The 22,520-nt window shown below is 60.5% G+C and carries 23 protein-coding genes and 1 tRNA gene; 10 read left to right on the top strand and 14 right to left on the bottom strand.

Going from position 1 to position 22,520, the window contains the following annotated elements:
- Positions 1–7: 7 nt before the first annotated feature.
- From LF252_RS10220 to LF252_RS10205, 4 genes are all read right to left on the bottom strand, one after another.
- Entirely contained in the window at positions 8–307 is a 300-nt protein-coding gene (locus LF252_RS10220; protein WP_226269480.1) for a rhodanese-like domain-containing protein, read from the bottom strand.
- An 89-nt stretch (positions 308–396) separates the two neighbouring features.
- The gene (locus tag LF252_RS10215) at positions 397–2,262 is read right to left on the bottom strand and encodes a T9SS type A sorting domain-containing protein (RefSeq protein ID WP_226269479.1); all 1,866 of its coding nucleotides are present in this window, start codon (positions 2,260–2,262) and stop codon (positions 397–399) included.
- A 117-nt stretch (positions 2,263–2,379) separates the two neighbouring features.
- Positions 2,380–3,165, bottom strand: coding sequence for a PASTA domain-containing protein (locus tag LF252_RS10210; RefSeq protein ID WP_226269478.1), 786 nt, complete (start codon positions 3,163–3,165; stop codon positions 2,380–2,382).
- Positions 3,166–3,353: 188 nt separating this feature from the next.
- Complete coding sequence (locus LF252_RS10205; protein ID WP_226269477.1) at positions 3,354–6,119, bottom strand: D-alanine--D-alanine ligase family protein; 2,766 nt, start codon at positions 6,117–6,119, stop codon at positions 3,354–3,356.
- Between the two features lie 244 nt (positions 6,120–6,363).
- Between LF252_RS10205 and LF252_RS10200 the strand changes: the two genes are divergently transcribed.
- The gene (locus LF252_RS10200) at positions 6,364–7,548 is read left to right on the top strand and encodes a phosphoglycerate kinase (RefSeq protein ID WP_226269476.1); all 1,185 of its coding nucleotides are present in this window, start codon (positions 6,364–6,366) and stop codon (positions 7,546–7,548) included.
- Positions 7,549–7,699: 151 nt separating this feature from the next.
- On the opposite strand, the gene LF252_RS10195 is transcribed toward LF252_RS10200, so the two are convergent.
- The 3 genes from LF252_RS10195 to LF252_RS10185 are packed head-to-tail and all read right to left on the bottom strand — an operon-like array spanning position 7,700 to position 10,266.
- Complete coding sequence (locus tag LF252_RS10195) at positions 7,700–8,350, bottom strand: hypothetical protein (protein ID WP_226269475.1); 651 nt, start codon at positions 8,348–8,350, stop codon at positions 7,700–7,702.
- A 46-nt stretch (positions 8,351–8,396) separates the two neighbouring features.
- The gene (locus tag LF252_RS10190) at positions 8,397–9,656 is read right to left on the bottom strand and encodes a site-2 protease family protein (protein ID WP_226269474.1); all 1,260 of its coding nucleotides are present in this window, start codon (positions 9,654–9,656) and stop codon (positions 8,397–8,399) included.
- Entirely contained in the window at positions 9,613–10,266 is a 654-nt protein-coding gene (locus LF252_RS10185) for an HAD family hydrolase (RefSeq protein WP_226269473.1), read from the bottom strand. The genes LF252_RS10190 and LF252_RS10185 overlap by 44 nt, the downstream gene beginning before the upstream one ends.
- Positions 10,267–10,404: 138 nt before the next feature.
- Here LF252_RS10185 and LF252_RS10180 point away from each other — a divergent pair.
- The 6 genes from LF252_RS10180 to LF252_RS10155 all read left to right on the top strand — a co-directional run bounded on the left by LF252_RS10180 (position 10,405) and on the right by LF252_RS10155 (position 12,878).
- Positions 10,405–10,478: transfer RNA gene (locus LF252_RS10180), tRNA-Ile, on the top strand.
- 239 nt (positions 10,479–10,717) lie between these two features.
- Positions 10,718–10,903 (top strand): hypothetical protein, encoded by a 186-nt coding sequence (locus LF252_RS10175; RefSeq protein ID WP_226269472.1) that lies wholly within the window; start codon positions 10,718–10,720, stop codon positions 10,901–10,903.
- A 114-nt stretch (positions 10,904–11,017) separates the two neighbouring features.
- Positions 11,018–11,332 carry a hypothetical protein gene (locus LF252_RS10170; RefSeq protein ID WP_226269471.1) on the top strand — a complete coding sequence of 105 codons (315 nt, stop codon included), beginning with the start codon at positions 11,018–11,020 and terminating at the stop codon, positions 11,330–11,332.
- A gap of 106 nt (positions 11,333–11,438) precedes the next feature.
- Positions 11,439–11,714 (top strand): hypothetical protein, encoded by a 276-nt coding sequence (locus LF252_RS10165; RefSeq protein WP_226269470.1) that lies wholly within the window; start codon positions 11,439–11,441, stop codon positions 11,712–11,714.
- A gap of 48 nt (positions 11,715–11,762) precedes the next feature.
- Positions 11,763–12,098 carry a hypothetical protein gene (locus LF252_RS10160; RefSeq protein ID WP_226269469.1) on the top strand — a complete coding sequence of 112 codons (336 nt, stop codon included), beginning with the start codon at positions 11,763–11,765 and terminating at the stop codon, positions 12,096–12,098.
- Positions 12,099–12,479: 381 nt separating this feature from the next.
- Positions 12,480–12,878: a hypothetical protein gene (locus LF252_RS10155; RefSeq protein WP_226269468.1), complete on the top strand. Its 399-nt coding sequence runs from the start codon at positions 12,480–12,482 to the stop codon at positions 12,876–12,878.
- A 55-nt stretch (positions 12,879–12,933) separates the two neighbouring features.
- Here the strand turns inward: LF252_RS10155 and LF252_RS10150 are convergent, their stop codons facing one another.
- From LF252_RS10150 to LF252_RS10120, 7 genes are all read right to left on the bottom strand, one after another.
- Positions 12,934–13,110 carry a hypothetical protein gene (locus LF252_RS10150; protein ID WP_226269467.1) on the bottom strand — a complete coding sequence of 59 codons (177 nt, stop codon included), beginning with the start codon at positions 13,108–13,110 and terminating at the stop codon, positions 12,934–12,936.
- Positions 13,111–13,299: 189 nt separating this feature from the next.
- A complete protein-coding gene (locus tag LF252_RS10145; RefSeq protein ID WP_226269466.1) occupies positions 13,300–14,541 on the bottom strand; it encodes a 5-(carboxyamino)imidazole ribonucleotide synthase in 1,242 nt (413 codons plus the stop codon).
- Positions 14,538–15,059, bottom strand: coding sequence for a 5-(carboxyamino)imidazole ribonucleotide mutase (gene purE, locus LF252_RS10140; RefSeq protein ID WP_262904894.1), 522 nt, complete (start codon positions 15,057–15,059; stop codon positions 14,538–14,540). The genes LF252_RS10145 and purE overlap by 4 nt, the downstream gene beginning before the upstream one ends.
- Positions 15,060–15,107: 48 nt before the next feature.
- Entirely contained in the window at positions 15,108–15,377 is a 270-nt protein-coding gene (locus tag LF252_RS10135; RefSeq protein ID WP_226269465.1) for a hypothetical protein, read from the bottom strand.
- Positions 15,378–15,466: 89 nt separating this feature from the next.
- Entirely contained in the window at positions 15,467–16,765 is a 1,299-nt protein-coding gene (locus LF252_RS10130; RefSeq protein WP_226269464.1) for a dihydroorotase, read from the bottom strand.
- Between the two features lie 81 nt (positions 16,766–16,846).
- Positions 16,847–17,830: an aspartate carbamoyltransferase catalytic subunit gene (locus LF252_RS10125; protein WP_226269463.1), complete on the bottom strand. Its 984-nt coding sequence runs from the start codon at positions 17,828–17,830 to the stop codon at positions 16,847–16,849.
- Positions 17,831–17,857: 27 nt separating this feature from the next.
- A complete protein-coding gene (locus tag LF252_RS10120; protein WP_226269462.1) occupies positions 17,858–18,220 on the bottom strand; it encodes a hypothetical protein in 363 nt (120 codons plus the stop codon).
- A 663-nt stretch (positions 18,221–18,883) separates the two neighbouring features.
- On the opposite strand from LF252_RS10120, the gene LF252_RS10115 reads away from it, so the two are divergent.
- The 3 genes from LF252_RS10115 (at position 18,884) to LF252_RS10105 (ending at position 22,432) form a co-directional block, all read left to right on the top strand.
- Complete coding sequence (locus tag LF252_RS10115; protein WP_226269461.1) at positions 18,884–19,945, top strand: aldose epimerase family protein; 1,062 nt, start codon at positions 18,884–18,886, stop codon at positions 19,943–19,945.
- Between the two features lie 85 nt (positions 19,946–20,030).
- Positions 20,031–21,731 carry a ribulokinase gene (locus tag LF252_RS10110; protein WP_226269460.1) on the top strand — a complete coding sequence of 567 codons (1,701 nt, stop codon included), beginning with the start codon at positions 20,031–20,033 and terminating at the stop codon, positions 21,729–21,731.
- Positions 21,728–22,432 (top strand): L-ribulose-5-phosphate 4-epimerase, encoded by a 705-nt coding sequence (locus tag LF252_RS10105; RefSeq protein ID WP_226269459.1) that lies wholly within the window; start codon positions 21,728–21,730, stop codon positions 22,430–22,432. Before LF252_RS10110 ends, LF252_RS10105 begins: the two co-directional genes overlap by 4 nt.
- The last annotated feature ends 88 nt before the right edge of the window (positions 22,433–22,520 follow it).

Below are 22,520 nucleotides of genomic sequence, written 5' to 3'. Positions count from 1 at the left end.
TACTGATTTACGCTTGTTGGTAGCCCTGCATTCCGCCAATCAGGTTACGCACGTGGTCGAAGCCGTGCTGCACCAGGAACGCCTTGGCCGAGGCCGAGCGGCCGCCGCCTTTGCAATGCACCACCACTTCCTGATGCTTGAGGTCTTCCAGCTCGTCGAGCTTGCCGGGCAGTTCGCCCAGCGGAATCAGGCGGCTGCCTTCGATGCGGCTTTCTTCGTTTTCCCAGGGCTCGCGCACATCAATGATGATGGGGGCAGTACCGTTGGCTTGGCGCTCTTTCAGCTCGGCGGAGGTGATGTCGTTCATAATGACAGGTGCAAAAGTGAGGGGTGGCAAATCGGCCCGAATCGGCCCGGAGTATGTAAGGTTACTAAGAAACCAACAAAGTAACTGGGTTAGTGTTGGGCTACGGCCAGACGTTTGGTAACCGTTTGCCCATCGGCCAGCGTGAGGCGCACCATGTACACCCCTGCGGGCAGCGGCAGTTGCAGCGTGGGCCGGCCCGCCTCGGAGGCGGGCTGCTCCCATACCACGCGGCCCACCGCATCCAGCACAACGGCCCGGGCGTAACGGCCCTGCACCTGCACCTCTCCGGTACTAGTAGGATTGGGGTAGAGTTGATACTGTGCTGCCACTTCGGCCGGGGCGGCGGAGGCGGTTATTACACCGGTGGTCACCGGCCGCAGCATCAGGGAGCCGGCGGGAGTGTAGGCCGAGGCTGTGGAGGCCGCGCTCCAAGTCCCGAATTCACTGCGGAAAAACGTGTTGGCAGGCGGAGCGTTGTTCAAATCCACCTGAAACTGGATGAACTGCGGCGAAGGCGCGTGCCCGTAGCCTGCGTAGAACCGGCCGCTCACCGGTACCGGGCTATCGAAGGGAATTTCGATGAACGTCTGACCTGCCGGGAGCGTGGCCGGAATGGTGTAGCTTTTGGTGGCCTTGGGCGTAGAAGTGGGCTGCCCGCTACCGTTGTCGTCCCAGATGTTCACGGTAATCAGCCGGCCCGCCGCTGTAATAAGTGCCGGTGCCAGCCGAATAGCCCGAATCTGGTCGGGGCGGTTCAGGTCAAAGCGTAAAGCATGGTAGCTAGCCGGCCCAGTGGAGGCCGGTGGCAGGCTCAGGGTGGCCTCGGCGGTACCATCGTCGTAGGCGTAGTAGTCGGTGAGGTCGGTTACCCGCGTAATGGTGTCGTTGGGCAGGGTGAGTGGGTTGGTTTCGTTGCTGAGCAGCACAATGCGCTGGCGCAGCTGCTTGGCCGCCGGAGTAGTAGGCACGGTTGCCAGGCGCGGATTGCCGATAATTGGCTGCTGGCGCAGGCCCGCATCGAGGGAGCGGTTGCCCTGCAGAAAGCGGGTGCTACCGCCGCCCACCACATCCAGGTAGCCTTCCCAGGAAATGGGCGTTGGTGCGGGGCCGACGTCCAGGTTATTCATGCTGGTGGCGGTTCGGTCGTTCAGCTCCTGCGTGGCATTCAGGTTAAACTGCACCACGGGCATAGCCGAGAAACGCTTGAGCGCGCTGGGAAGCGGCTTGCTGAGCGTAATATCCCGGTAAGCCGAGTCGGTGGCGGTGCGGTTCTGGTCGAGGCGCACGTAGTCCAAGCTCCAGGCGTCGCGGGCGTTGTAGAGGTAGCCGCTGGTACGGAAGCGGAACTGGAAACCAGCGTGCAGGAACGCCGCCTGATTAACGGGCAGGGCCTTGAAGCGAAAATTAGTGGTGTCGCCGGGACTGTTCAGCTGCCACACCTGCTGCCATTGGTTGCCGGAGTCTTTGAAATCTACATAGAGCGCCACCGGCCGGGTGCCGCTGGTAGCCGGCGGCCCGGCCACCGTACCGGCCTGCCAGAAAAAGCTCAGAAATGCATTGCTACCCGCCGTGAGTCCGCTCAGGTCGATGGGCTGGGAGGTGAGCACGTCGGCGTCGCCGATTTGGGAAATGCCACCCCGGGGCTTGCCCTGGGCATCCAGCCCATCGAGCGTAGCCACGTTACGGCTGATGGGCCGGCGTGGAAACCGGTTGTTGATAAGCGTGCCGCCGGCCGTTTCCCAACGCTGAACGTCGGGGGTACCTTCTTTCTGCCGCGAAAAATCATCCAGGAAGGGAATGGTCAGGGCGGTGGGGCGCAGGGCCGTGGCAGTGCGGAAAGGCTGCTCGTGGGGCGGCTCGGCTCCCAGTGGCTGCACCACCTGGGCTCGGCCCACCACCGGGGCCAGCCCCAGCAGCGCCACTACCCCCAGTAAAGAGCGTAACGATGAAATCATGAAGGCAAGGTAAGAAAGTAACTACAGGGCGCGCCCCGCTTAGGGCACGCGCAAAACGCACAAAAGGTTCGTTGTACGTCAACGAACCTTTTGCTGCTTGTATTTCAAGACGGAGTTTTACTCCACTGCTTTTACCGGCTCCTTGCCCGCCACCCAGAGGTCAACCAGCTGGCCCATGCGAATGGTCGAGCCGGGGGTGGCGGCCGGGCGCTGCTTCACCACGGTGCCTTCCGTTTCGCCGTTCTGGGGCTCCTGGTAGAAAATTTCACCCACCTGCAGGCCCTGGCCCACCAGTAGCGTCGTGGCTTCATCGGCGGGCATATTCACCAGGTTAGGCACCGGGAATTCCTGGTTGCCCAGGCCGTCGCCCACTTCCAGATCCACGCGGGTGCCTTTGGTGATGGAGGCGCCGGGGGCTATTTCCTTGCCGTTCACCAGCTGTTTCAGCACCGCATCCTTCTGAATGTTGGGCACGAATTTCAGCTGGCCCACCACTAGGTCGTAGCTTTTCAGAATCATCTGGGCGTTTTTCACCGAGCCGTCCGTCAGCTTGGGCATCTTGATAACGGGCGGGTTTTTCATAGCCACCGACACGTAAATCTTGCGGCCTTCCTTCACCTTCTCGCCAGCTTTGGGCTCTTGGGTGAGCACCGTGCCGGGCCGGATGCTGGCGTCATAGGTGCTGTCATCCACGAAGTAGGCCAGGTCCCGCTCGTCGAGGTAGTCTTCCAAGTCGGACTGGTTCATGCCGGTAATCTTGGGCACCACAATGGTTTCGCCGTGGTTGGTGGTTACGGGCAGATACACGAAGAAAAACCCGAACACCAGGGCCGCCGTGGCCGCCAGAATAATCACCACGTGCTTGAGCAGGTCGGCCGGCGTATCGGAGCGAAAAAAGGACATGGGGAGAGGCTAGAAAGTAAAAGTCGGTAGGGGCCGACAAAGCTAGAAATTAGAATTGGAGGGCAAAGAACCTAAACGGCAGAACGTCATTCCGAGCGAAGTCGAGGAATCTAGCGTGCTGAGGTTGGATTACTCCTGCAACCTCAGCACGCTAGATTCCTCGACTTCGCTCGGAATGACAGTTCAACTCACACTGTGGCCTTTTCCGTGCGCTGCTTGCCGAACTCCAGAATCCGGTCGATGAAGTCGTAGGGCGTGTAGCCGGCCAGGGCGGTTTGGTGGAAGATGCAAGTGGCGGGCGTCATGCCGGGCAGGGAGTTTACCTCAATGATAATCACCTCCACGGCTCCGTTCTGGCGCACCCGCACAAAGGCGTCGATACGGGCGTAGCCCTGGATATTCAGGATTTCGGCCACCCGGCGCAGCTCCTTTTTCACCTCCTCCGATACTCGTTGCCGCTCCTGCGGCTCGGCGGCGTAGCGGGCCGGGGTGATGTTCTGGCCTTCGCCGGCCAGGAATTTCTCCTCCAGGCTCAACACCTCGCCAGTAGCCAGGGCTTCGGAAGCCTCGAATACCTCGATTTTCAGCTGCCCATTCTCGTCCCAGTGGGTGAGTAGGCCGCCGGTTACTTCCAGGAAGTGGGCCGCGCCGTCCCGGTCAATCAGGGTTTCTACCAGGAAGGCGTCTTTCTGCGGGAATTCCTCCTTGAAGCCCAGGCTGAGCGTGGTGGCGTCGGCGGGCATGAGGTCTTCCTGGCTACGGAAAATGAGGCGGGTGAAGGCCTCCAGCTCCTGGCGGTTCTTAATTTTCTTCACGGCCGAGGAACAGCCGTCGTCGGCGGGCTTGGCAATGAAGGGGTAGGGGAACTGAGTTTCGAGGCTGCGGTAGAAGCTTTCGGCATCCGCGTCCCACTCCAGGCGGTTGGCCATGCGGTGCTCGGCCACGCGCAGCCCGGCTTCGCGCAGGCGCTTGTTGGTTTCGAACTTATTGATGGTGATGCTGGAGCTTTCCACGCCCGAACCGTTATAGGGCAGCCCGTACTTTTCCAGCTCCCGCTGCAGGGCGCCATCCTCGCCGGGGCGTCCGTGCAGGGCAATAAACACCTCGTCTACCATGCCCGCCAGCTCCTCAAACGACACGCGTTGGGGCTGAGCCGTGGGCTGACCGGCGTAGGTGCTGGTGATGCCGTGGGCCTCGCGGCGGATGCGCTCCAGAATGGGGTGCAGGCCGTGGCCGGCCTCCATGTACTCCACTTTCTCGCGGATGTCGTCGGCGTTGTCCTTCAGCATCACGTTAATAGGCAGCACGTACAGGCGGAACTCTTGGCTGTTGCCGGTTAGGAACACAGGCACCGGCTCGTACTTCACCGAGGAGCTGAGCTTCTCGAAGATGTTCCGGCCGCTTTCCACCGAAATGTGCCGCTCCGAGGAGTAGCCGCCCATAATCACGGCCACTTTGGTGCGAGTGCGCTCCTCCGAAGCCCGGGCCGCTACGGCGGCATCCAGCTGGGCCAGCAGACCGGCCAGCTTCACCGGCCGTAGCCCACTGCGCCGCCGGGCCGCCAAAGAGGTGCGAATCAGGAAGGTGAGGAATTGCGAAGGATTCAGGCCGATTTCGGCCGCCTGGTGGAAGAAGAACGAAGCCGGCAGCATGCCCGACGTCGTATTCGGGTCGTTGAGGAACAGCTTGCCATCGGGGCCGATAAACCCGTCGAGGCGGGCGTACACTTGGAAGCCGAAGGTGCGGAACATTTCCTCGCAGGCTTCCCGGATGCGCTGAATATCGGCTTCTGGTAAATCGATAGGCGTGACTTTGCGGGAGAGGCCGGGTAGGTATTTCGAGCGGTAATCGAACATTTCCTCGCCTTTCACAATCTCCGTGGGCGGCAGGGCCAGTGGCTGGCCGTTGGCATCTTCCACCACAATGCAGGAAAACTCGCGGCCTTGCACGAAGCTTTCCACCAACACCTGGGTTTCGCCTTCCACGCTGGTCAGGCGCACAGCTTCGGCCGTGGCCAGGTGCGTATCCAGGGCGCGCAACAGTTCCTCGGGCTGATAAATCAGTTGCGAGTTGCCTGTTGTCCGTTGCCCGTTAGGGACAGTGGCTGGCTCGTTTGAAACCGGCAACTCAGAACCGGCAGCGGGTAACTCAAGGACTACCGGCAGGCCAATACCGTCCCGGATGTCCACCAGTTGCTGCAGCCACACGGTTTTCTGTGTGTCGGACAGGGCCTGCCACTCCGTTTGGGTCACGGTTTTGCGGAACAGGCTGCGCTCCACGGCGGCGGCGAACTTGGTTACGTCGGCTTCGCGCAGGATGCTGATGCCGATGCTGCTGCCCTGGCGTGGGGCCTTAAACACCAGCGGCAGGCCCAACTCCCGTACCAGGTAGTCGAGGGTAGCCTGTGCGTCGGCGGCGTCCCATTCTTCGGCCGTGATGAGGCGGAAGTCGGGCGTGGGGCGGTTGAGGGCTTTGAGGAGCTTCTTCTGGGCAATCTTGTCAATGCCGAAAGCTGAGGGCAGAATACCGGAGCCCGAATACGGAATGCCGTACCACTCCAGCAGGCCCTGAATTGCTCCGTCCTCGCCGGCCGGACCGTGCAGGGCCAGGAAGGCAAAGTCGATGAGGCTAGCTAGTTCCTGAGGCTCCACGCGGCGGCCCACCTCCGAAATGATGCGGTCCTGCTCCTCCCGGCTCAGCTCGCCCAGGCTTTCGAAGTACATCTGCACCGGCAGCTCCGTGCGCGGCAGCGCCGATACGGGCGGGTAAAAGTCCCGGATGGTGCCTTTGTAGATATACTCCCAGTTCAGCAGAATGAAGTTGCCCCGGCTGTCCACGAACACGGGCACGGCCTCAAACAGGGACTTATCCAGATTATCGTACACGGTGCGGCCGCCCGCGAAGCTGATTTCCCGCTCACGCGACGGGCCACCGAAGAAGATGCCAATTTTCATATCAACTGCAAAGGTAGTATTTCAAGAGGTGAGGAGGGAATAGGGCATCGGATGAAAACAGGCCCGTCATTCCGAGCGAAGTCGAGGAATCTCGCGTGCTGACGTTGTAATGCTATTCAGACGTCAGCACGCGAGATTCCTCGACTTCGCTCGGAATGACGTTCTACACGTACCGCTAGCTAATCGTTCATGCTCTCAGTGTCCATTACCTATCTTCGCCCCAGCCAAACCCATTTCCTGTTCCATGAAAACTCTTGATCAGTACAACTTCGCCGGCAAGCGCGCCGTGGTGCGCGTCGATTTCAACGTGCCGCTCGATAAAAGCTTCGCCATTACCGACGATACCCGCATTCGGGCCGCCACGCCCACTATCAAGAAAATTCTGCAGGATGGCGGCTCCGTGGTGCTGCTATCTCACCTGGGCCGGCCCAAAGGTGGCCCCGAGGATAAATACTCACTCAAGCACATTGTGTCCCGCCTGAGCCAGGAATACGGCCAGGAAGTACAGTTTGCCGATGACGCTCTGCAAGCCGAGGCAAAAACCCAGGCCCTGCAGCCCGGCCAGATTCTGCTGGTAGAAAACGTGCGCTTCTACGCCGAGGAAGAGAAGGGCAACGCCGAATTTGCCGCCAAGCTGGCCAAGCTGGGCAACGTGTACGTGAACGACGCCTTTGGCGCGGCCCACCGCAAACACGCCTCCACCGCCGTTATTGCCGACTCCTTCGCGCCCGAGGACCGCGTGGGCGGCTACCTGCTGCAGGGTGAGCTGGACAACGCCAGGAAAGTGCTGGAACAAGCCGAGCGCCCCTTCACCGCCATCATGGGCGGAGCCAAGATTTCCGACAAAATCCTCATCATCGAGAAGCTGCTCGATAAGGTAGACAACCTGCTCATTGGGGGCGGTATGGCCTACACCTTTGCCAAAGCCCAGGGCGGCCAAATCGGCAACTCTCTGCTGGAAGCCGACAAAATGGACCTCGCCCTGGAGCTCATTGAGAAGGCCAAAGCGAAGGGTGTGAACCTGGTGCTGCCAACCGATAGCCTCATTGCCGATAAATTCGCCAACGACGCCGAAACCAAAGTGGCCCCTAACAACCAGATTCCGGAAGGCTGGATGGGCCTCGACCTCGGCCCCGAATCCATCAAGGCGTTCAGCGAGGTGGTGCGCAACTCCAAAACCATCCTCTGGAACGGCCCCATGGGCGTGTTCGAAATGAGCAACTTCGCCAAAGGCACCGAAGCCGTGGCCCAGGCCATTGCCGATGCCACCCAGCAGGGCGCCTTCAGCCTCATTGGCGGCGGCGACTCGGCGGCGGCGGTTAATCAGCTCGGCTTCTCGGAGCAGGTAAGCTACATCAGCACCGGCGGCGGCGCGCTGCTGGAGTACATGGAAGGCAAAGAGCTGCCCGGCGTAGCGGCGCTGGGCTAGGTGTAGAAATGAGAGCTTAAAGCTGAGAAGTTAGAGCCAAGAAAAGAGCGGTGCTTATCGTCCACTGGCACATTGCCAGAACGATAAGCACCGCTCTTTTGCGTTGGGCACCTCGTTGGTTCTAGGTTCTAAATGCCTTAGTTCTAGGCTCTCAATTCAAGTACGGCGTTTCCAGGTCCTGGCCCATTAGCTTCACTGTATCCAGGGAGATGCGGCCGGTGAGGCGGGTGCTCAGGGTACGGTATTCCTGCTCCGAGAGCACCTGCAGCTGGTGCAGCCAGTGCAGCCGGTGGAGTTGCAGCTCAATGTGGCCCAATGGATTCACACTGGCATATTCCTCACGAAGATAAGCGTGCGCCCGTAGGCGCAGGGCCTCGGCAAACGTGTCAAGAGCAGCGCGGTGGCGGGGTGTATCCCGGAAAGTGAGGTGAATACGGTTGGTAGTAAGCACCACGCGCCGGCCCGCGTATCGCCGGATCAGCAGCACCGCCAATAGCCCCAGCAGGAAGCCGCAGCACGCCACCCACAGCTCAGTGGGGAAGGTGGTTTCACTTTTCAGGAAACGGCTCAGGCCCTGCAGCACCAGCCAGCACGCCACCCACACGCCCGCTGCCGGCACCCGCAGCGGCGCGGGTTTGTGGTATTCGAGCCCAATAGGCAGCAGCTCTTCGTAGGGAATTTCGGTTTCCAGCCAGGTAGCCCCGCGCTGGGTGCCCTGGCTCACGTACAGCCCGTGGGGCCGTAGCAGCATGCGGGTAGTCCCGCGAAACAATCGGGTTTGGGTGAATTGGGGAACAGTCATGCACAAATGCCAGCCGCCGGATACTCCCGGAAACGGGCAGAAACTATCAACGAATCAGAATAGGGGAGGGCGTAAAACACAGCACAAAAATAAGCAGCATCAGCCACCCCAGTAGTCGGCGCCCGGCCGATAAGGGTTGCTCCCGTGGAGCTACCGGATGGAAAATACCCGTCACACGGGCCAGCAGCAACCCAAATAACAACCAGCCCGGCATGCCCTCCAACCCCGGCACCGCCGAGGCCAGGGCCACCTGGCCCAGCCACACGGCCCCGGCCAGCAGCGCGGCCCGCCTGGCCGTAGGTACCGCCCGCCGGAACACCAGCCACAGGTACAGAGCATAGGGTACGGCTCCATACAGCCACATATCAGCATCCGACTGCAAGGTGAACAGACCCAGGCCCGCGTAGAAGATAAAGGCCGTGAACAGCACCACCGATACCCGTGCCGCCCGGCGCGGCCCCAGCAGCCCGTACACGATATGCCCGCCATCCAGCTGCCCGATGGGTAGCAGATTCAGCGCCGTAAAAAACAGCGCCAGCACCCCCGCCACCAGCATGGGGTAATGCACCAGTTCATTGGGGTGCGGCATTCGGGCTGGGTCGGCCAGCCACGCCGCCATCCATTTAAACAGCAGCGGCTGGGCGAGTGCCAAGCTATTTCCCGGTTTCAAATGCTGATACACGTACTGAGCGTATTCAGCACCAAATGGCCGGTATTTGGGGTGGAAACCATACAGATACTCCAGTGGCGGCAGATGCGTCAGGCCGTAGGCCAGCACGCCTACAGCCACCACAAACCCGGCCAGCGGCCCGGCCAAGCCCACATCAAAAAACTCCTGTCGGGAAAATATCCGGTCCTTGATGCGGATAATTGCCCCGAAGGTGCCAATACCTAGCGGCACCGGAATAAAGAACGGCAGCGTGGCCCGGATACGGTAGTAGCGGGCCGTGAAATAGTGCCCGAACTCATGTACCGTGAGCATACCCAGAAACGGCACCGAATACCACAAACCGGCTTTCAGCGCCGACCAGGCCTGTTTTCCCGGCTGCAGCAGTAGCTCAAACGGCAGCCCCAACTCCGTTAGAAACTGGTTGTGCATCAGCTGCACCCCGGCCAGCGTGGTAGTCAAGGCCGTGAGCAGAAACAGGCCCAGATGCTGAACGCAGCGCAGAGGCCGGGGCCAGGGTGGCCGCTCGTAGCGCCGGAAAGCGGCCTGGGCATCCTGAGCGGCGGCAGTTGAGGATAAAACGGGTCCCGAAGATTCAGGCAGCGGGAGAAGTGGTGGATTCTCGGTTGGGAAAGGCACGGAGGGCAGGGGGCAAAGCGTCGAGCAGCGTGAGCGGCGGAGTAAGGAAGAGCGTGTGCAGCCCCAGGCGCTGGGCCGTAGCAATGTGTTGGGGGCTGTCTTCAATAAACAACGTCTCCTCGGCCTTCCAGTTCATCTCCCGTAGCGCGTGATGGAAAATTTCCTCCCCCGGCTTGCGCAGGCCCACTTGCTGGGAGTAAAATACCCGGTCCAGGCAGTCGGCAATGCCGTGCTCCAGGCCGTACTGCTGCTTGAGCCGGCGGTTTATTTCTTCGATGTGAATCTGGTTAGTGTTAGAAAGCAGGGCCGTCTGGTAGCCTTGGGCCCGCAGCTCGGCAATGAGGGCGAGGCGCTCAGCCGGCACATCCAGCAGCATAGCGTTCCAGGCTGCGTCCAGCTCGGCATCGGTAGCCTGTAGGCCGTAATGCTGCCGCAACCCCGTTCGGAACTGCGCGGGATTGAGCTGGCCGGTTTCCATCTGGTCGAACAGCTCGGCCTGGGTCGCCTGGGTGAATTCAATAGCGCTGCCGTATCGGCGCATGGCTTCCACGGTCAGGCCGTAGTCAATGTTGATGAGTACGCCTCCAAAGTCAAAGAGGAGGTTCGGCAAACGGTGCGGCATGGGTGCGGTGGCTGGACTTGAGCAGGAAAAGCAGTGTATTTCCTGCTAGGCGTAATTGCAAATTCGCTCGCAAAAGTCGAAGTTTGCACAGCTGAAACCAACTGCGAAGCGGGAAGTTGCAGCCAAGGGCCTATAGCTCAATCGGTTAGAGCAACTGACTCATAATCAGTAGGTCGCTGGTTCGATTCCAGCTGGGCCCACAAAAATCCGCTTTACGGCCCCGTAGAGCGGGTTTTTTATTTGCTGCCAACAGGCTAGGGAAGTGAGCAGCCAGTATCTGTTTGATTTTTGACAAAAGCTCTCAGGTGGTGATGCCCGGCCAGAAGACCGGCGTAGGTAGGTGCTGGTTGTAGCCATAAACAGGCAGAGGTGAACAGTAGCAGTAACTGGCATCGGAGAGCCGGAGTAACGGTAGCAGGACAGGTTGCGTAAGCGGGGCATGACAGAGCAAAACCCTACCCCCGAATTACCGGAAAACACTCCCCAGCAGGATCATTTTCTGGAGGATTTAGCCGCCGCAACCGGGTTGTTTAATCCGGAAATGATTGTGGTAGAGCTGGAGCAGTTGGATGAACTGGACAAGGACCAGCCCGCTACTGAGCAGCCGGCAGAACCGGGTGCCTGACAGCCAGGGGGAGCCGGAATAGCGGGTCACAAAACCATGCGGATTGTCCTGGCATGGAGGAGAAAGAAGCCGGTACTTAGCCAGATCATTCTTTCATCCAACCCCACTCTTATTATGCGTATTCAGTTGTTTCCCGCCGTATTGGGCCTGTTGCTGGCCAGTGGTGCCGTAGCCGTGCAGGCGGCTCCCAGTACTGCCGCCGCGGAGCAAACCACCTCGTTCCAGGATTACCAGTTTGGTTTCAACGTCGGCCAAGGCGACGTGGCCTACCACCAGCAAATGCTGCAGAGCGGCACCATCACCCGCGACCAGTACGACGAGGCCATTTGGGGGATGCGGCAAGCGGCCCTGCAGCGTATGGCAGAAACCCCGGACCCTGACCAACAGGACTACTACCAGGGCTACTACGATGGGCTGGCCTTCGCCTGATCGTCGGCATTGATACCCGGAAAGCCGGCCCTCTTGGCGGGCTTTTTTGTGGGTATCGGGCCGGTAGGCGGTTGTGGCAGGCGTGAGGGTTTCTTTCTCCTACGGCATGAAAAAACTATTCTTTGTAGGTGCGTACTTATGGATGCTGGTTGTATTCCCGGTGCTGGCAGCCGACCCGGAAGTGGTAATTGTGAAAATCATCGAAATACAAGGCCGCAGTAAAGTGGTCATCAACCGGGGCGAGGGCAACATCGAGGAACTGGACTTGCCGCTGGGTATCAGCAATAAGAATGTAGCCGACGTCACGACGGTGTATCACCGGGTGGCCAAGCAGCTGTATCAAGAGGGGGTATGTGTTGCAGGGGCCGATGCAAGCCACTAAGGCGACGACAACTCTCTTATTCGTGAAGTCCCCCAAGCAATAATCCGTATGCGAAAGCGCTTCTTCTTGGTGGGCTGCCTACTGGCCCTGAGCAGCGCGCCGGCGCTGGCGCAAAGTGCTTCCCAAGTGGCCGTAGTGCGCGTTGTTGAGTCAATTTACAAAGTGCATATTTCCATTGCGCGTGGTGGTGCAGAGCCCGGGCTGATTGAGCTTGACAGCATCGTGACTGGCAAAGGTGCCCTGCAGGTGACTTCCGGCTATCAACGTGTAATGGCCCGGCTCTGTGCGGAGGGCTATCAGCTGCAGAAGACGATTGGGGAGTCCGCCTTAGGGAGCACTTTCCGCAGCCGGAGCATGCTCTTCGTTAGAGTACCAAAGTCGTAACCATGCGCAGGGCTTCCTCTACCGTCGTCTCCACGACGTGGTAGGGGAGCCCCGCCATCGGGGCTGGAGCAGCGCTTCGCCCTCAGCGAACTGGCGCTTGCTGAAGTCTTTGATTTCCCGGTTGAAGACGTGGCCCCAGTAGCCAACGCACAGCTAAAAGCAGTTCTTGCGCGTGCACGTGCCACCCGAAGCCGTTGGTACCCCGGAGGGCACCAACGACTCCCGGCTGGCTAGCAGCCGCGCGGGAGGCAGTATGCATATACATTGTGAAGGATTTTATTGAATTAATGACAGTCACAAATAGGAGGGAACTGCCCTTGTGGGAAGTTGAACAGAAGCGTTGCTTTGGGTATCCATCACCACCCCTCCGTATTCTGACATATGAAAAAGAAACTCCTGATTCTGGGCGTAAGTCTGCTGAGTTGCTGGGCCGTACCCACTGTGCAGATGGCTCGGGCCACGTCGGTAACCAAAACGCAGACGCACAAGCAAACGACGGCTGACTACCTCTCGGGCTACAGTTCGGGCTCGAACGATGCCCGGGATGCCAAGTGCAGCTTCCGAGGAAGCGAAGCAGGCTACAACGACTGGTATTACAGCTGGCGCTCGTACGCGGCCTATTACCGCGACGAGGCCGGTCAGTCCGGCGACGTGGAGGCCTACGAATACTGGAGCGGCTACTACGACGGACTAGCCGAGGGCTACAATCTGCAACCCTTCTGCGGAGGCAGTGGCGGGGGCGGAGGTCCTATTGAACAGCCACCATATGTAGGAGGCTGATACTTGGCAGGCCCGCCCCACCGGCGGGCCTTTTTTTGCCCGCTTTTGTACTCCCTTACTTACCGGCCTCTGGGACACCCGCCGCACGACAGGGGGCTTCAGGGGCGGGGCTGCCGTCGCCGCCCACAACGGCCAGTACCGGGGTGGTGGGCTGCTGTAGCGCGGTCTTGTCGTTTTTGCGCAGGGGTATGCTGCGCAGCTTCAGGGCGGCCATTTCAATTGCCTGATACACTGCTCAGTCGCTTAGTTAGGCAAAGCTGGGGCCATGCCTGGCCACAAGAATGTCATACTGAGCGAAATCGAAGCATCTCGCGTGCTGACGCTTGGATAGCATTACAACGTCAGCACGCGAGATTCCTCGACCAGTGGACGATAGATGAAGCATGATGGTTCATCACTTCCCGAACAGCTGCAATGGCCGCTACCTAGCATCCAGTCCCGGCAAGCCAAGCACATCAGCGGCCCGGCGCGCAGCATCCCGCACACTATCTATATCCGGGCCGGTGATGGTCAGGTGCCCCATCTTGCGGCCTACGCGCGCCTGCACCTTACCGTACAGGTGCAGGTGCGTGCCGGGCAGGCTCAGTACCGCCTGCCAATCCGGCTCCCGCAGCTGCCCGTTGGCGTCAAACCATACGTCGCCCAGCAGGTTGAGCATGATGGCCGGGGAATGCTGGCGGGGCTGCGGCAAAGGCAGGCCGGCCATGGCGTGCACCTGCAAATCAAACTGCGACGCATCACAGGCATCTATGGTATAGTGGCCGCTGTTGTGCGGGCGCGGGGCCATTTCGTTGACCACCAGGCCGCCGTGTTCGGTTCCATCATCCACCACAAAAAACTCTACGCACAGCACACCCACGTAGCTCAGGTGCTGGGCAATAGCCACAGCGGCAGCGCGGGCTCTATCGGCCAGAGCGGGCGGCATGCTCCCTTCGTAGGCGTAAGTCACGGCCAGAATACCATCAACGTGCACGTTGCGTTGCGGGGCGAAGCTCACTACCTGTCCGTCCCAGCCGCGGGCCACCAGTACCGAGCACTCGGCCATGAGCGGCAACATTTTTTCCAACACGCAGGCCACGCCGACCAACTCCGCCCAGGCAGCTGCTAATTCCCCGGTGGTTTTCACGCGCATCTGGCCCTTGCCGTCGTAGCCCATGCGGGCAGTTTTCAGGATACCGGGCAGCAAATCAGCCGGTACAGTCTGTAGCTGCTCCGGCGTTTCAATTACGGCATAGGGTGCGCAGGTTACCCCCGATACGTCGGCACAGGCCGTGAAGTGCGCTTTTTCCTCAATGCGGTTTTGCGCAATACCTACCACGGCCGCGCCGGGGGCTACGGGGCGAGTCCGGGCCAGTGTATGCAGCGCCTGAGCCGGTACGTTTTCGAATTCAGTAGTAATGGCTTGGCACAACTGAGCGAGTTGCGCTAGCCCGGCTGGGTCGTCGTAGCGGGTTTGGATGTGGTGGTGACTTACCAGCCCGGCCGGGCTTTGCGCGTCGGGTTCCAGCACGGCCGTGAAATACCCCAGGCGTTGGGCGGCGTGCACAAACATACGGCCCAGCTGCCCCCCGCCCAGCACGCCCAGCGTGGCTGGCCGGCCAGTGGCATCCGTGCTGCCTGGAAAAATGGGCGTCATAGTAGTTTTAAGGGCTTCCTGGCTCATAGCGGCAGCGTCATGGCGCGGGCGGCTTCGGTTTGGGCAGCGCGGAACGCCTGCAACTTGGCAGCCAGGCTGGCATCGTGCAGCGCGAGTTGGCTTACCGCAAACAGCGCCGCGTTAGCCGCGCCGGCTGTACCAATAGCAAATGTGGCTACCGGCACGCCCTTGGGCATCTGCACGATGCTGTGCAGCGAATCGACGCCCTGCAGGTGGCGGCTGGCTACCGGCACGCCAAGTACCGGCACGGTGGTTTTGGCGGCCAGCATGCCCGGCAGGTGGGCCGCGCCGCCCGCCCCGGCAATAATGGCCTGCAGCCCCCGGGGCCCGGCCTGCTCAGCATAGGCAAACAGGTCGTCGGGCATGCGGTGAGCCGACACCACCCGGGCCTCGTGGGCCACGCCGAAATCCGTGAGAATCTGCACGGCGTGCTGCATGGTGTCCCAGTCGCTACTGGAACCCATAACCACCCCAATCAGGGGCTTATCGGAAGTGGAAATATTGGAAGTGGAAGGGTTGCTCATCTAAAAGGGTTTGTGTCATGCGGAGCTTGTCGAAGCATCTCTACCGCTTCAGTAGACTACTAAGTCAAGCTCGTCATACAACTGAAACAAGTGGTAGCCACAGTGTTCTGTAAAAACGGCTACCTCCTGCCATTCGGGAGCTTTCATTATGAAAGCATGCTTAAACTCAACCGTGGAGCCATCTTCAAAATTGATTCTGACCAGCCTGTTCAACGGAAAATGACAGCTGCTAAGAGTATCATACTTAGTTTCCCCATTGGCAGTCAGATGTTCACGGACTTTGGCTTTCCAGCGCTCAGGTAAATCTGCGTGACGCATCAGAGTCAATTATTGAAAATACTGATACTGTTACGAAGCGGTAGAAATGCTTCGGCTACGCTCAGCATGACGGTCTATGTTGCGACTAGTTAGCCAACGGCCACCGTGGCTTCGCGTTCCAGCAGGATTTCGGTGCCCAGCACCACCAGGTCCACCCGGCCCTGCAGGGTCTGGTTGATGAAGGGCGTGTTCTGGGATTTGGACTTCATGAACTCCTTGGTAAACGTGGTTTCGGCCTCGGTGTCAAACAGCAGAAACTCGGCTTGCTGGCCCACTTCAATGGTAGGTACCGGCAGGCCCATCAGGCGGCGGGGCTCAGCCGAGTAGCGCTTCACCACCAAGTCCCACCCAAACTTCTCGGGCCGCACGAAGAAATGGTAGAGCGACACCAGCGCCGTTTCCAGGCCGGTAATGCCGTTAGGGGCACTGATGAAGTCCTGGGCTTTTTCGAAGGGCGTGTGGGGGGCGTGGTCGGTGGCAATCAGGTCGAACACGCCTTCCTTGAGCCCTTCCAGCAGCGCGTCGCAGTCGGCCTGGGTACGCAGGGGCGGGTTCATCTTGTAGTTCGTGTCGTAGTCGCCGATGTGCTCGTCGGTGAACAGCAGGTGGTGGGGTGCCACCTCGGCCGTCACCTTCACGTCGCCGCGCGACTTCCACCACTTAATGGTTTCCATGCCCAGCTTGCTGGATACGTGCTGGATGTGGATGTGTGCGCCGGCTGCCCGGGCCAGCCGGATGTCCCGGTCGATGATGATTTCCTCGGCGCAGGCCGGCGAGCCTTTGATGCCCAGGCGGTAGCTCATTACACCCTCGTTCAGGGCGCGGGGGCCGGCCAGCTCCGGCACCTCGCAGTGGCTGGCGAAGAACATGCCGAACTCGGTTGCGTACTGCATGGCCCGCAGCAGCACGGCCGGGTCGTTGGTAGTGTCGCCGTCGTCGGTGAGCATCTTCACGCCCAGCAGGCGCATGCCGTCAATTTCGGCCAGCTCCTTGCCCGCGCGGTTTTTGGTCACGCAGCCGGAGGTGTACACCGGAATGCGGGCCTTGCTGGCGGCACTCTCCAGCACCGCCGACACCACCGCCGCCGAGTCGATGGCCGGCTGGGTGTTGGGCATCATCACCACCCCGGTAACGCCGCCGTTGATGGCCGCCTCGCTGCCAGTGGTTATGGTTTCCTTGTTTTCGAAGCCCGGGGCGCGGAAATGCACGTGGGCGTCGAACATGGCCGGCATGAGCACCCGGCCGCGGGCGTCGAGTACGCGGGCGCCCTCCGGCACGGCCAGGCCCGGGCCAATCTGCTGAATGATTCCGTCGACTAGCAGCACATCACCTTCCGTGAGTTCGGGCGAATGTTCGGAGGCAATGCGGGCGTTTTGAATCAGGAGCATGGGTGGAGAAGGGAAATGAAGAGGCAAGAGAGGTAAAAAACTACTGAGTTAGGGCTCAGAAACGGCTTTCGTCACCCAAAACTAGGGCATTACCAGCGTGGAGCCCGTGTTGAGGTGGCTGGCGTAGGTGGATTCGGGCCGGGGGTAGTCGCCGCCCGGGGTGAGCCAGTCGAGCACGGCCATGCGCACGGCAATGCCGTTTTCCACCTGGTTGTTCATCAGGCTCCGTTCGTAGTCCATCACGGCGTCGCAGAGTTCCACGCCGCGGTTCACGGGGCCGGGGTGCATGATGTAGAGTCCACGCTGGCGGATGTCCTCCAGCCGGGCGCTGGTGATGCCGTAAATGCGGTGGTACTCGCGCAGGCTGGGGAAGAACTGCACGTCCTGGCGCTCCATCTGCACGCGCAGCAGGTACACGAAGTCGGGCCCCCAGGCCATGGCCTCATCATAATTGGTGAACAGCCGGATATTTTCCGGACCCTGCTTGGGCACCAGCGTGCCGGGACCCAGGTAGGCCACTTCCACACCCAGCTTTTTGAGCACCGTGCTGGTGGAGCGGGCTACGCGGGAGTGCAGAATGTCGCCGATGATGAGGACTTTCTTGCCCGTGGGGTCGGGAAATTTCTCCTTGATGGTAAAGGCGTCGAGCAGGGCCTGGGTGGGGTGCGCGTGGGCTCCGTCGCCGGCGTTGATAACTGAGGCCTTGGTCTGGCGGGCAATCATGCCGGGCAGACCCGAGCGGCCGTGGCGTACCACAATATAGTCGGTATGCATGGCCTGCAGCGTCTCAATCGTCTCCCGAATCGACTCGCCCTTGGTGATGGAGGACTGCGCCACGTTGAAGTTGGTTACTTCGGCCGAGAGGCGCTTGGCCGCCACTTCAAACGACGTGTGCGTACGAGTGCTAGGCTCGTAGAAAAGCATCAGCACCGATTTACCCTTCAGGGCAGTCGTCTTCCTGACGGAGTGGGTGAACTGGTCCTTGCAGCTCGTGGTGCGGTCGAGCAGAAACTCGATTTCCTCGCGGTGAAGGGATGCAATGTCAAGGAGGTCTTTACGTGCCATACCGGAAGGGAGGAAAAATGAGGCCGTTTAGCTTAAACGAACAATATGAAGGCTTACATGCTGCTCCTGACGAGGCAACGGGCAGCCAATGTGACTTGAAAGGCCAAGAGTTGCAGCCCCAGCAGAGGCGGGGAGGTGAGGAATGTGCCGCGGGGCAAGTGTATCGTTGCCCCTTGTTACTGGCCTTAAGGCTGCGGCCAACGAACTGGCGGGGCACAAAAAAACCGTTTCGGAATCCGAAACGGCGGCGGGGCAACACCCAGAAAAAACAACAGAAACAGCGGCGACAAAATCAAAAAAACCAATGGTGGCCAAGACCTTCCGGCCTTCTCGCGGTTCCTTGCCGAGCAGGGTTCCGCGCTCCATCAACAGGTTTTTGAGTTGAAGCACGATGCAAAACTACGGCATTGTTACGCCCGATACCACATAAGGGTGGGTAATTTTTTCGCGCAGCCTTTTCTAATGCCGTGTTCACTGACAATAGATCAAGCAAGGTTTGCCAGCTGTCTACTTCCCAAAACGCACGGCATATTAATTGAAGCCGGAAGTGAAGCAGATAGGTGGAAAGGTGGAATTATCCCTAAGCACTCGGATGTAAGACCATGTGCCCGGTTTGTGGCCGAGCATCATAGATAACCCACCAAGTAAAACGGTCGGTGCAGACGCGTAGGCTACGCATGTAGCAGACAGCTGACCACGTCTTCAGGAGAGACTTTTCATAGATGGATACCTATCTGAAACACTTATTTTTTACACAAACGATTGTGTAAACAAAAACAGCAGTTTACTTTACGGTGCTTTTTAGTCTGAAGCGAGCTGGTAACCACAGTGTGCGTGTACCCAGGCTGGTAGCGCCACCTCCATGGTAGGCCATTCTGCTCGCTCATAACATCGAAAAGTGGTAGTAGTCATAGCTTTAATACTTCAGTCTGTACCATGCACAAAATCTGCCTCACCGGAGTACTGATAGCTGCGTTAGCAGTAGCAGGCTGCAACCCATCGGAACGAGCCGACAGCACTTCTGCAACTACCTCCAGCAACTCCGCTACTACAATGGAATTATCTGAATCCCCAACCGCCTCCTCCTTCGGCCGCCTGGCCGATGGCACCGAGGCCCAGCTCTACACCCTGCGCAACGCCCACGGCGTGCAAGTCAGCATCACGAATTACGGGGGCACCGTGACCAAGCTGCTGGTGCCTGATAAAGCAGGGCAGCTCGGCGACGTGGTGCTGGGCTTCGACAGCCTGGCCGGCTACCAAAGCCCTGAGTACGTGAAAGCCGGACCTTATTTCGGGGCGCTGATTGGGCGCTACGGCAACCGCATTGCGAAGGGCAAGTTCACCCTCAATGGCCAGCAGTACACGCTGGCCACCAACAACGGCGCCAACCACCTGCACGGGGGCCTGAAAGGGTTTGACAAAGTAGTGTGGCAGGCCCAGCCCGGCCACTCGGCGCAAGGGCAGACGCTCACGCTCACCTACCGGAGCAAGGACGGCGAAGAGGGCTACCCCGGCACCCTGCAGGTGACGGTGGTCTACACGCTGACCCCGGACGACGCGCTGCAGATTGACTACGCGGCCACTACCGATAAGGCCACGCCCGTCAACCTGACCAATCACAGCTACTTCAACCTGGGCGGGGGCAAAGATGTGCTGGGCCACGAGGTCACCCTGCCCGCGGACCGCTATACGGTAGTAGATGCCAGTCTGATTCCGACCGGGGAGCTGCGCCCGGTAAAGGGCACGCCCTTTGACTTCACCTCAGCCCACGCCATTGGGGAGCGGATTGGGCAGGTGCCCGGCGGCTACGACCACAACTGGGTACTCAACCAGACCGACGGCCTGCACGAGGCGGCCACGGTGTACGAGCCCACCACGGGCCGCACCCTGACGGTGCGCACCACCGAGCCGGGCCTGCAGTTCTACACCGGCAACTTCCTGGATGGCAGCCTGAAGGGCAAGGGCGGCAAGGTGTACGGGAAGCACGCGGGCTTCTGCCTGGAAACCCAGCACTTCCCCGATTCGCCCAACCAGCCCGCCTTCCCCAGCACCATCCTGCAGCCCGGCCAGACGCTGCGCTCCACCACCAGCTACACCTTCGGCGTGCGCAAATAAGTGAGGTGGTGAAGTCGTGAAACGCCAAATTCAGGCTTCACGGCTCCCAAACGCACCATTCAGCAACTCCTCAACTTCACCCTTGATGAAATACGTTATCGGCATTGACTACGGAACCGACTCCGTGCGGGCGCTGCTGGTGGATGCCCGCACCGGCACCGAAGTGGCCCAGGCCGTGCATCCGTTTGCACGCTGGGCGCAGCAGCGCTACTGCAACGCCGCCCAGAACCAGTTTCGCCAGCACCCGCTCGACCACCTGGAGGGCTTGGAAGCCACCGTGCGGGCCGTGGCCGGCAAGGTGCCCCGCGAGCAGATTGTGGGCCTGGCCGTGGATACTACCGGCTCCACGCCGGGCCCCGTGAACGAGCAGGGCGTGGCCCTGGCCCTCACGCCGGGCTTCGAGGAAAACCCCAACGCCATGTTCGTGCTCTGGAAAGACCACACGGCCTTGGCCGAAGCCGCCGAAATCAACGACAAAGCCCGTACCTGGGGCGGCGTTGAGTACACGAAGTTTGAGGGCGGCATCTATTCCTCGGAGTGGTTCTGGGCGAAAATCATGCACGTGACCCGCGCCGATGCCGCCGTGGCTCAGGCCGCCTACTCCTGGATGGAGCACTGCGACTGGCTGACCTTGCTGCTCACCGGTCAGGACCTGCGCAGCTTCAAGCGCAGCCGCTGCGCCGCCGGTCACAAGGCCATGTGGCACGAGAGCTGGGGCGGCCTGCCTTCGGAGGAATTCCTGCAGCACCTGGAGCCCAAACTCACTGGCCTGCGTGCCCGCCTGTTCAACGACACCTACACCGCCGACCAGGTAGCCGGCCACCTGTCCGAGGAATGGGCCGAGCGCCTGGGGCTGACCACCGACACAGTGGTAGCCGTGGGCACCTTCGATGCCCACGCCGGTGCCGTAGCGGGCGAAATCGAGGCCTACTCCATGGTGAAAGTGATGGGTACCTCCACCTGCGACATTGTGGTGGCCCCCATGGACGAGGTGGGCCAGCAGCTCGTGCTCGGCATCTGCGGGCAGGTGGATGGCTCCGTAATTCCCGGCATGCTGGGCCTGGAAGCCGGCCAGTCGGCCGTGGGCGACCTACTGGCCTGGTACCGGCAGATGCTGGAGTGGCCGCTGCGGGCCGTACTGCCGCACTCCAAGGTGCTGACCGCCGAGCAGCAACAGGCCCTGCGCCAGGAGCTCAGCGACACGATGCTGGTAGAGCTGAGCCGCGCCGCCGCGGCTGTGAAGCCCGAAGAATCCCAGGTGCTGGCCCTGGATTGGGTGAACGGCCGCCGTACGCCCGATGCCAACCAGGCCCTGAAGGGCGCCCTGCTGAATCTCTCCATGGGCACCGACGCCCCGCAGATTTTCCGGGCCTTGGTGGAGAGCATCTGCTATGGCTCACGCCGCATTGTGGAGCGCTTCGAGGAGCAGGGCGTACCCATCAAGCAGGTGATTGGCCTGGGTGGCGTGGCCAAAAAATCGGCCTTTATGATGCAGACCCTGGCCGATGTGCTCAACCGCCCCATCAAGGTGGCCGAATCGGACCAGGCCCCGGCCCTGGGCGCGGCCATGTACGCCGCCGTGGCCGCCGGCCTGCACCCCAGCGTGGAAGCTGCCCAGCAGGCCATGGGTAACGGCTTTGCCGACACCTACGCGCCCAACCCCGCCCGCGTGACCGACTACGAGGTGCGCTACCAGCAGTACTTGGCCTTCGGGCAGTTTGTGGAGCACGCCACTGCCCAGCGCCCCGCTGAAGTTGTTGAACCGGCCCAAACCCAACCCGCATGAGCCAGTACCAGGACATCAAACAGGCCTGCTACGAGGCCAACATGCAGCTGCCCAGGCTCGGGCTGGTGCTCTTCACGTTCGGCAACGCCTCGGTGGTGGACCGCCAGAACCGTGTGTTTGCCATCAAGCCCAGCGGCGTGCCCTACGAGACGCTGCGCCCCGAGGACATGGTGATTGTGGACTTTGCAGGCCAGGTAGTGGAAGGGGGGAAGCGGCCTTCTTCGGATACCAAAACCCACGCCGTGCTTTATTCGCACTGGGAAGAAATTGGCGGCATTGTGCACACGCACAGCACCTACGCCACGGCCTGGGCCCAAACGCAGTTGGACATTCCTATCCTAGGTACCACCCACGCCGACCACCTCACCGTGGACGTGCCCTGCGCCCCACCGATGAGTGACGAGCTTATCCGGGGCGACTACGAGCACCAAACCGGGTGGCAAATCATCAACGAGTTTCAGCGCCGGGGCCTCACGCCTACGGAGGTAGAAATGGTGTTGGTGGGCAACCACGCGCCCTTCACCTGGGGCAAAACGGTGGACAAAGCCGTGTACAACAGTGCCGTACTGGAGGAAGTAGCCCGCATGGCCTACCTGAGCTGCACCCTGCGCCCGGAGGTGCCCCGCCTGAAAGAAGCCCTTGTGCAGAAGCACTACGAGCGAAAGCATGGCGCCAACTCCTACTACGGGCAATCCTGCTGATGTTTTTTTGCTCGTTTTACACAATCGATAATTTAATCCTTCACTTCATACGTCGGCTTATGCCAGAGGCCAGCTTGGTCGCCTGCGC

Source organism: Hymenobacter pini (assembly GCF_020421205.1).
Classification (GTDB): Bacteria; Bacteroidota; Bacteroidia; order Cytophagales; family Hymenobacteraceae; genus Hymenobacter; species Hymenobacter pini.
Note: the sequence above shows the minus strand (reverse complement) of the source record. Positions and strands in the feature narration are given on the sequence as shown.

Coding starts and splice junctions, on each gene's coding strand:
- LF252_RS10175 (WP_226269472.1), top strand. CDS start 10,718: ATGACAGAGCAAAACCCTACCCCCGAATTACCGGAAAACACTCCCCAG.
- LF252_RS10135 (WP_226269465.1), bottom strand. CDS start 15,377: ATGCGTCACGCAGATTTACCTGAGCGCTGGAAAGCCAAAGTCCGTGAA.
- LF252_RS10215 (WP_226269479.1), bottom strand. CDS start 2,262: ATGATTTCATCGTTACGCTCTTTACTGGGGGTAGTGGCGCTGCTGGGG.
- LF252_RS10155 (WP_226269468.1), top strand. CDS start 12,480: ATGAAAAAGAAACTCCTGATTCTGGGCGTAAGTCTGCTGAGTTGCTGG.
- LF252_RS10195 (WP_226269475.1), bottom strand. CDS start 8,350: ATGACTGTTCCCCAATTCACCCAAACCCGATTGTTTCGCGGGACTACC.
- LF252_RS10130 (WP_226269464.1), bottom strand. CDS start 16,765: ATGCTCCTGATTCAAAACGCCCGCATTGCCTCCGAACATTCGCCCGAA.
- LF252_RS10165 (WP_226269470.1), top strand. CDS start 11,439: ATGAAAAAACTATTCTTTGTAGGTGCGTACTTATGGATGCTGGTTGTA.
- LF252_RS10205 (WP_226269477.1), bottom strand. CDS start 6,119: ATGAAAATTGGCATCTTCTTCGGTGGCCCGTCGCGTGAGCGGGAAATC.
- LF252_RS10160 (WP_226269469.1), top strand. CDS start 11,763: ATGCGAAAGCGCTTCTTCTTGGTGGGCTGCCTACTGGCCCTGAGCAGC.
- LF252_RS10145 (WP_226269466.1), bottom strand. CDS start 14,541: ATGAGCCAGGAAGCCCTTAAAACTACTATGACGCCCATTTTTCCAGGC.
- purE (WP_262904894.1), bottom strand. CDS start 15,059: ATGAGCAACCCTTCCACTTCCAATATTTCCACTTCCGATAAGCCCCTG.
- LF252_RS10220 (WP_226269480.1), bottom strand. CDS start 307: ATGAACGACATCACCTCCGCCGAGCTGAAAGAGCGCCAAGCCAACGGT.
- LF252_RS10170 (WP_226269471.1), top strand. CDS start 11,018: ATGCGTATTCAGTTGTTTCCCGCCGTATTGGGCCTGTTGCTGGCCAGT.
- LF252_RS10110 (WP_226269460.1), top strand. CDS start 20,031: ATGAAATACGTTATCGGCATTGACTACGGAACCGACTCCGTGCGGGCG.
- LF252_RS10115 (WP_226269461.1), top strand. CDS start 18,884: ATGGAATTATCTGAATCCCCAACCGCCTCCTCCTTCGGCCGCCTGGCC.
- LF252_RS10125 (WP_226269463.1), bottom strand. CDS start 17,830: ATGGCACGTAAAGACCTCCTTGACATTGCATCCCTTCACCGCGAGGAA.
- LF252_RS10210 (WP_226269478.1), bottom strand. CDS start 3,165: ATGTCCTTTTTTCGCTCCGATACGCCGGCCGACCTGCTCAAGCACGTG.
- LF252_RS10200 (WP_226269476.1), top strand. CDS start 6,364: ATGAAAACTCTTGATCAGTACAACTTCGCCGGCAAGCGCGCCGTGGTG.
- LF252_RS10105 (WP_226269459.1), top strand. CDS start 21,728: ATGAGCCAGTACCAGGACATCAAACAGGCCTGCTACGAGGCCAACATG.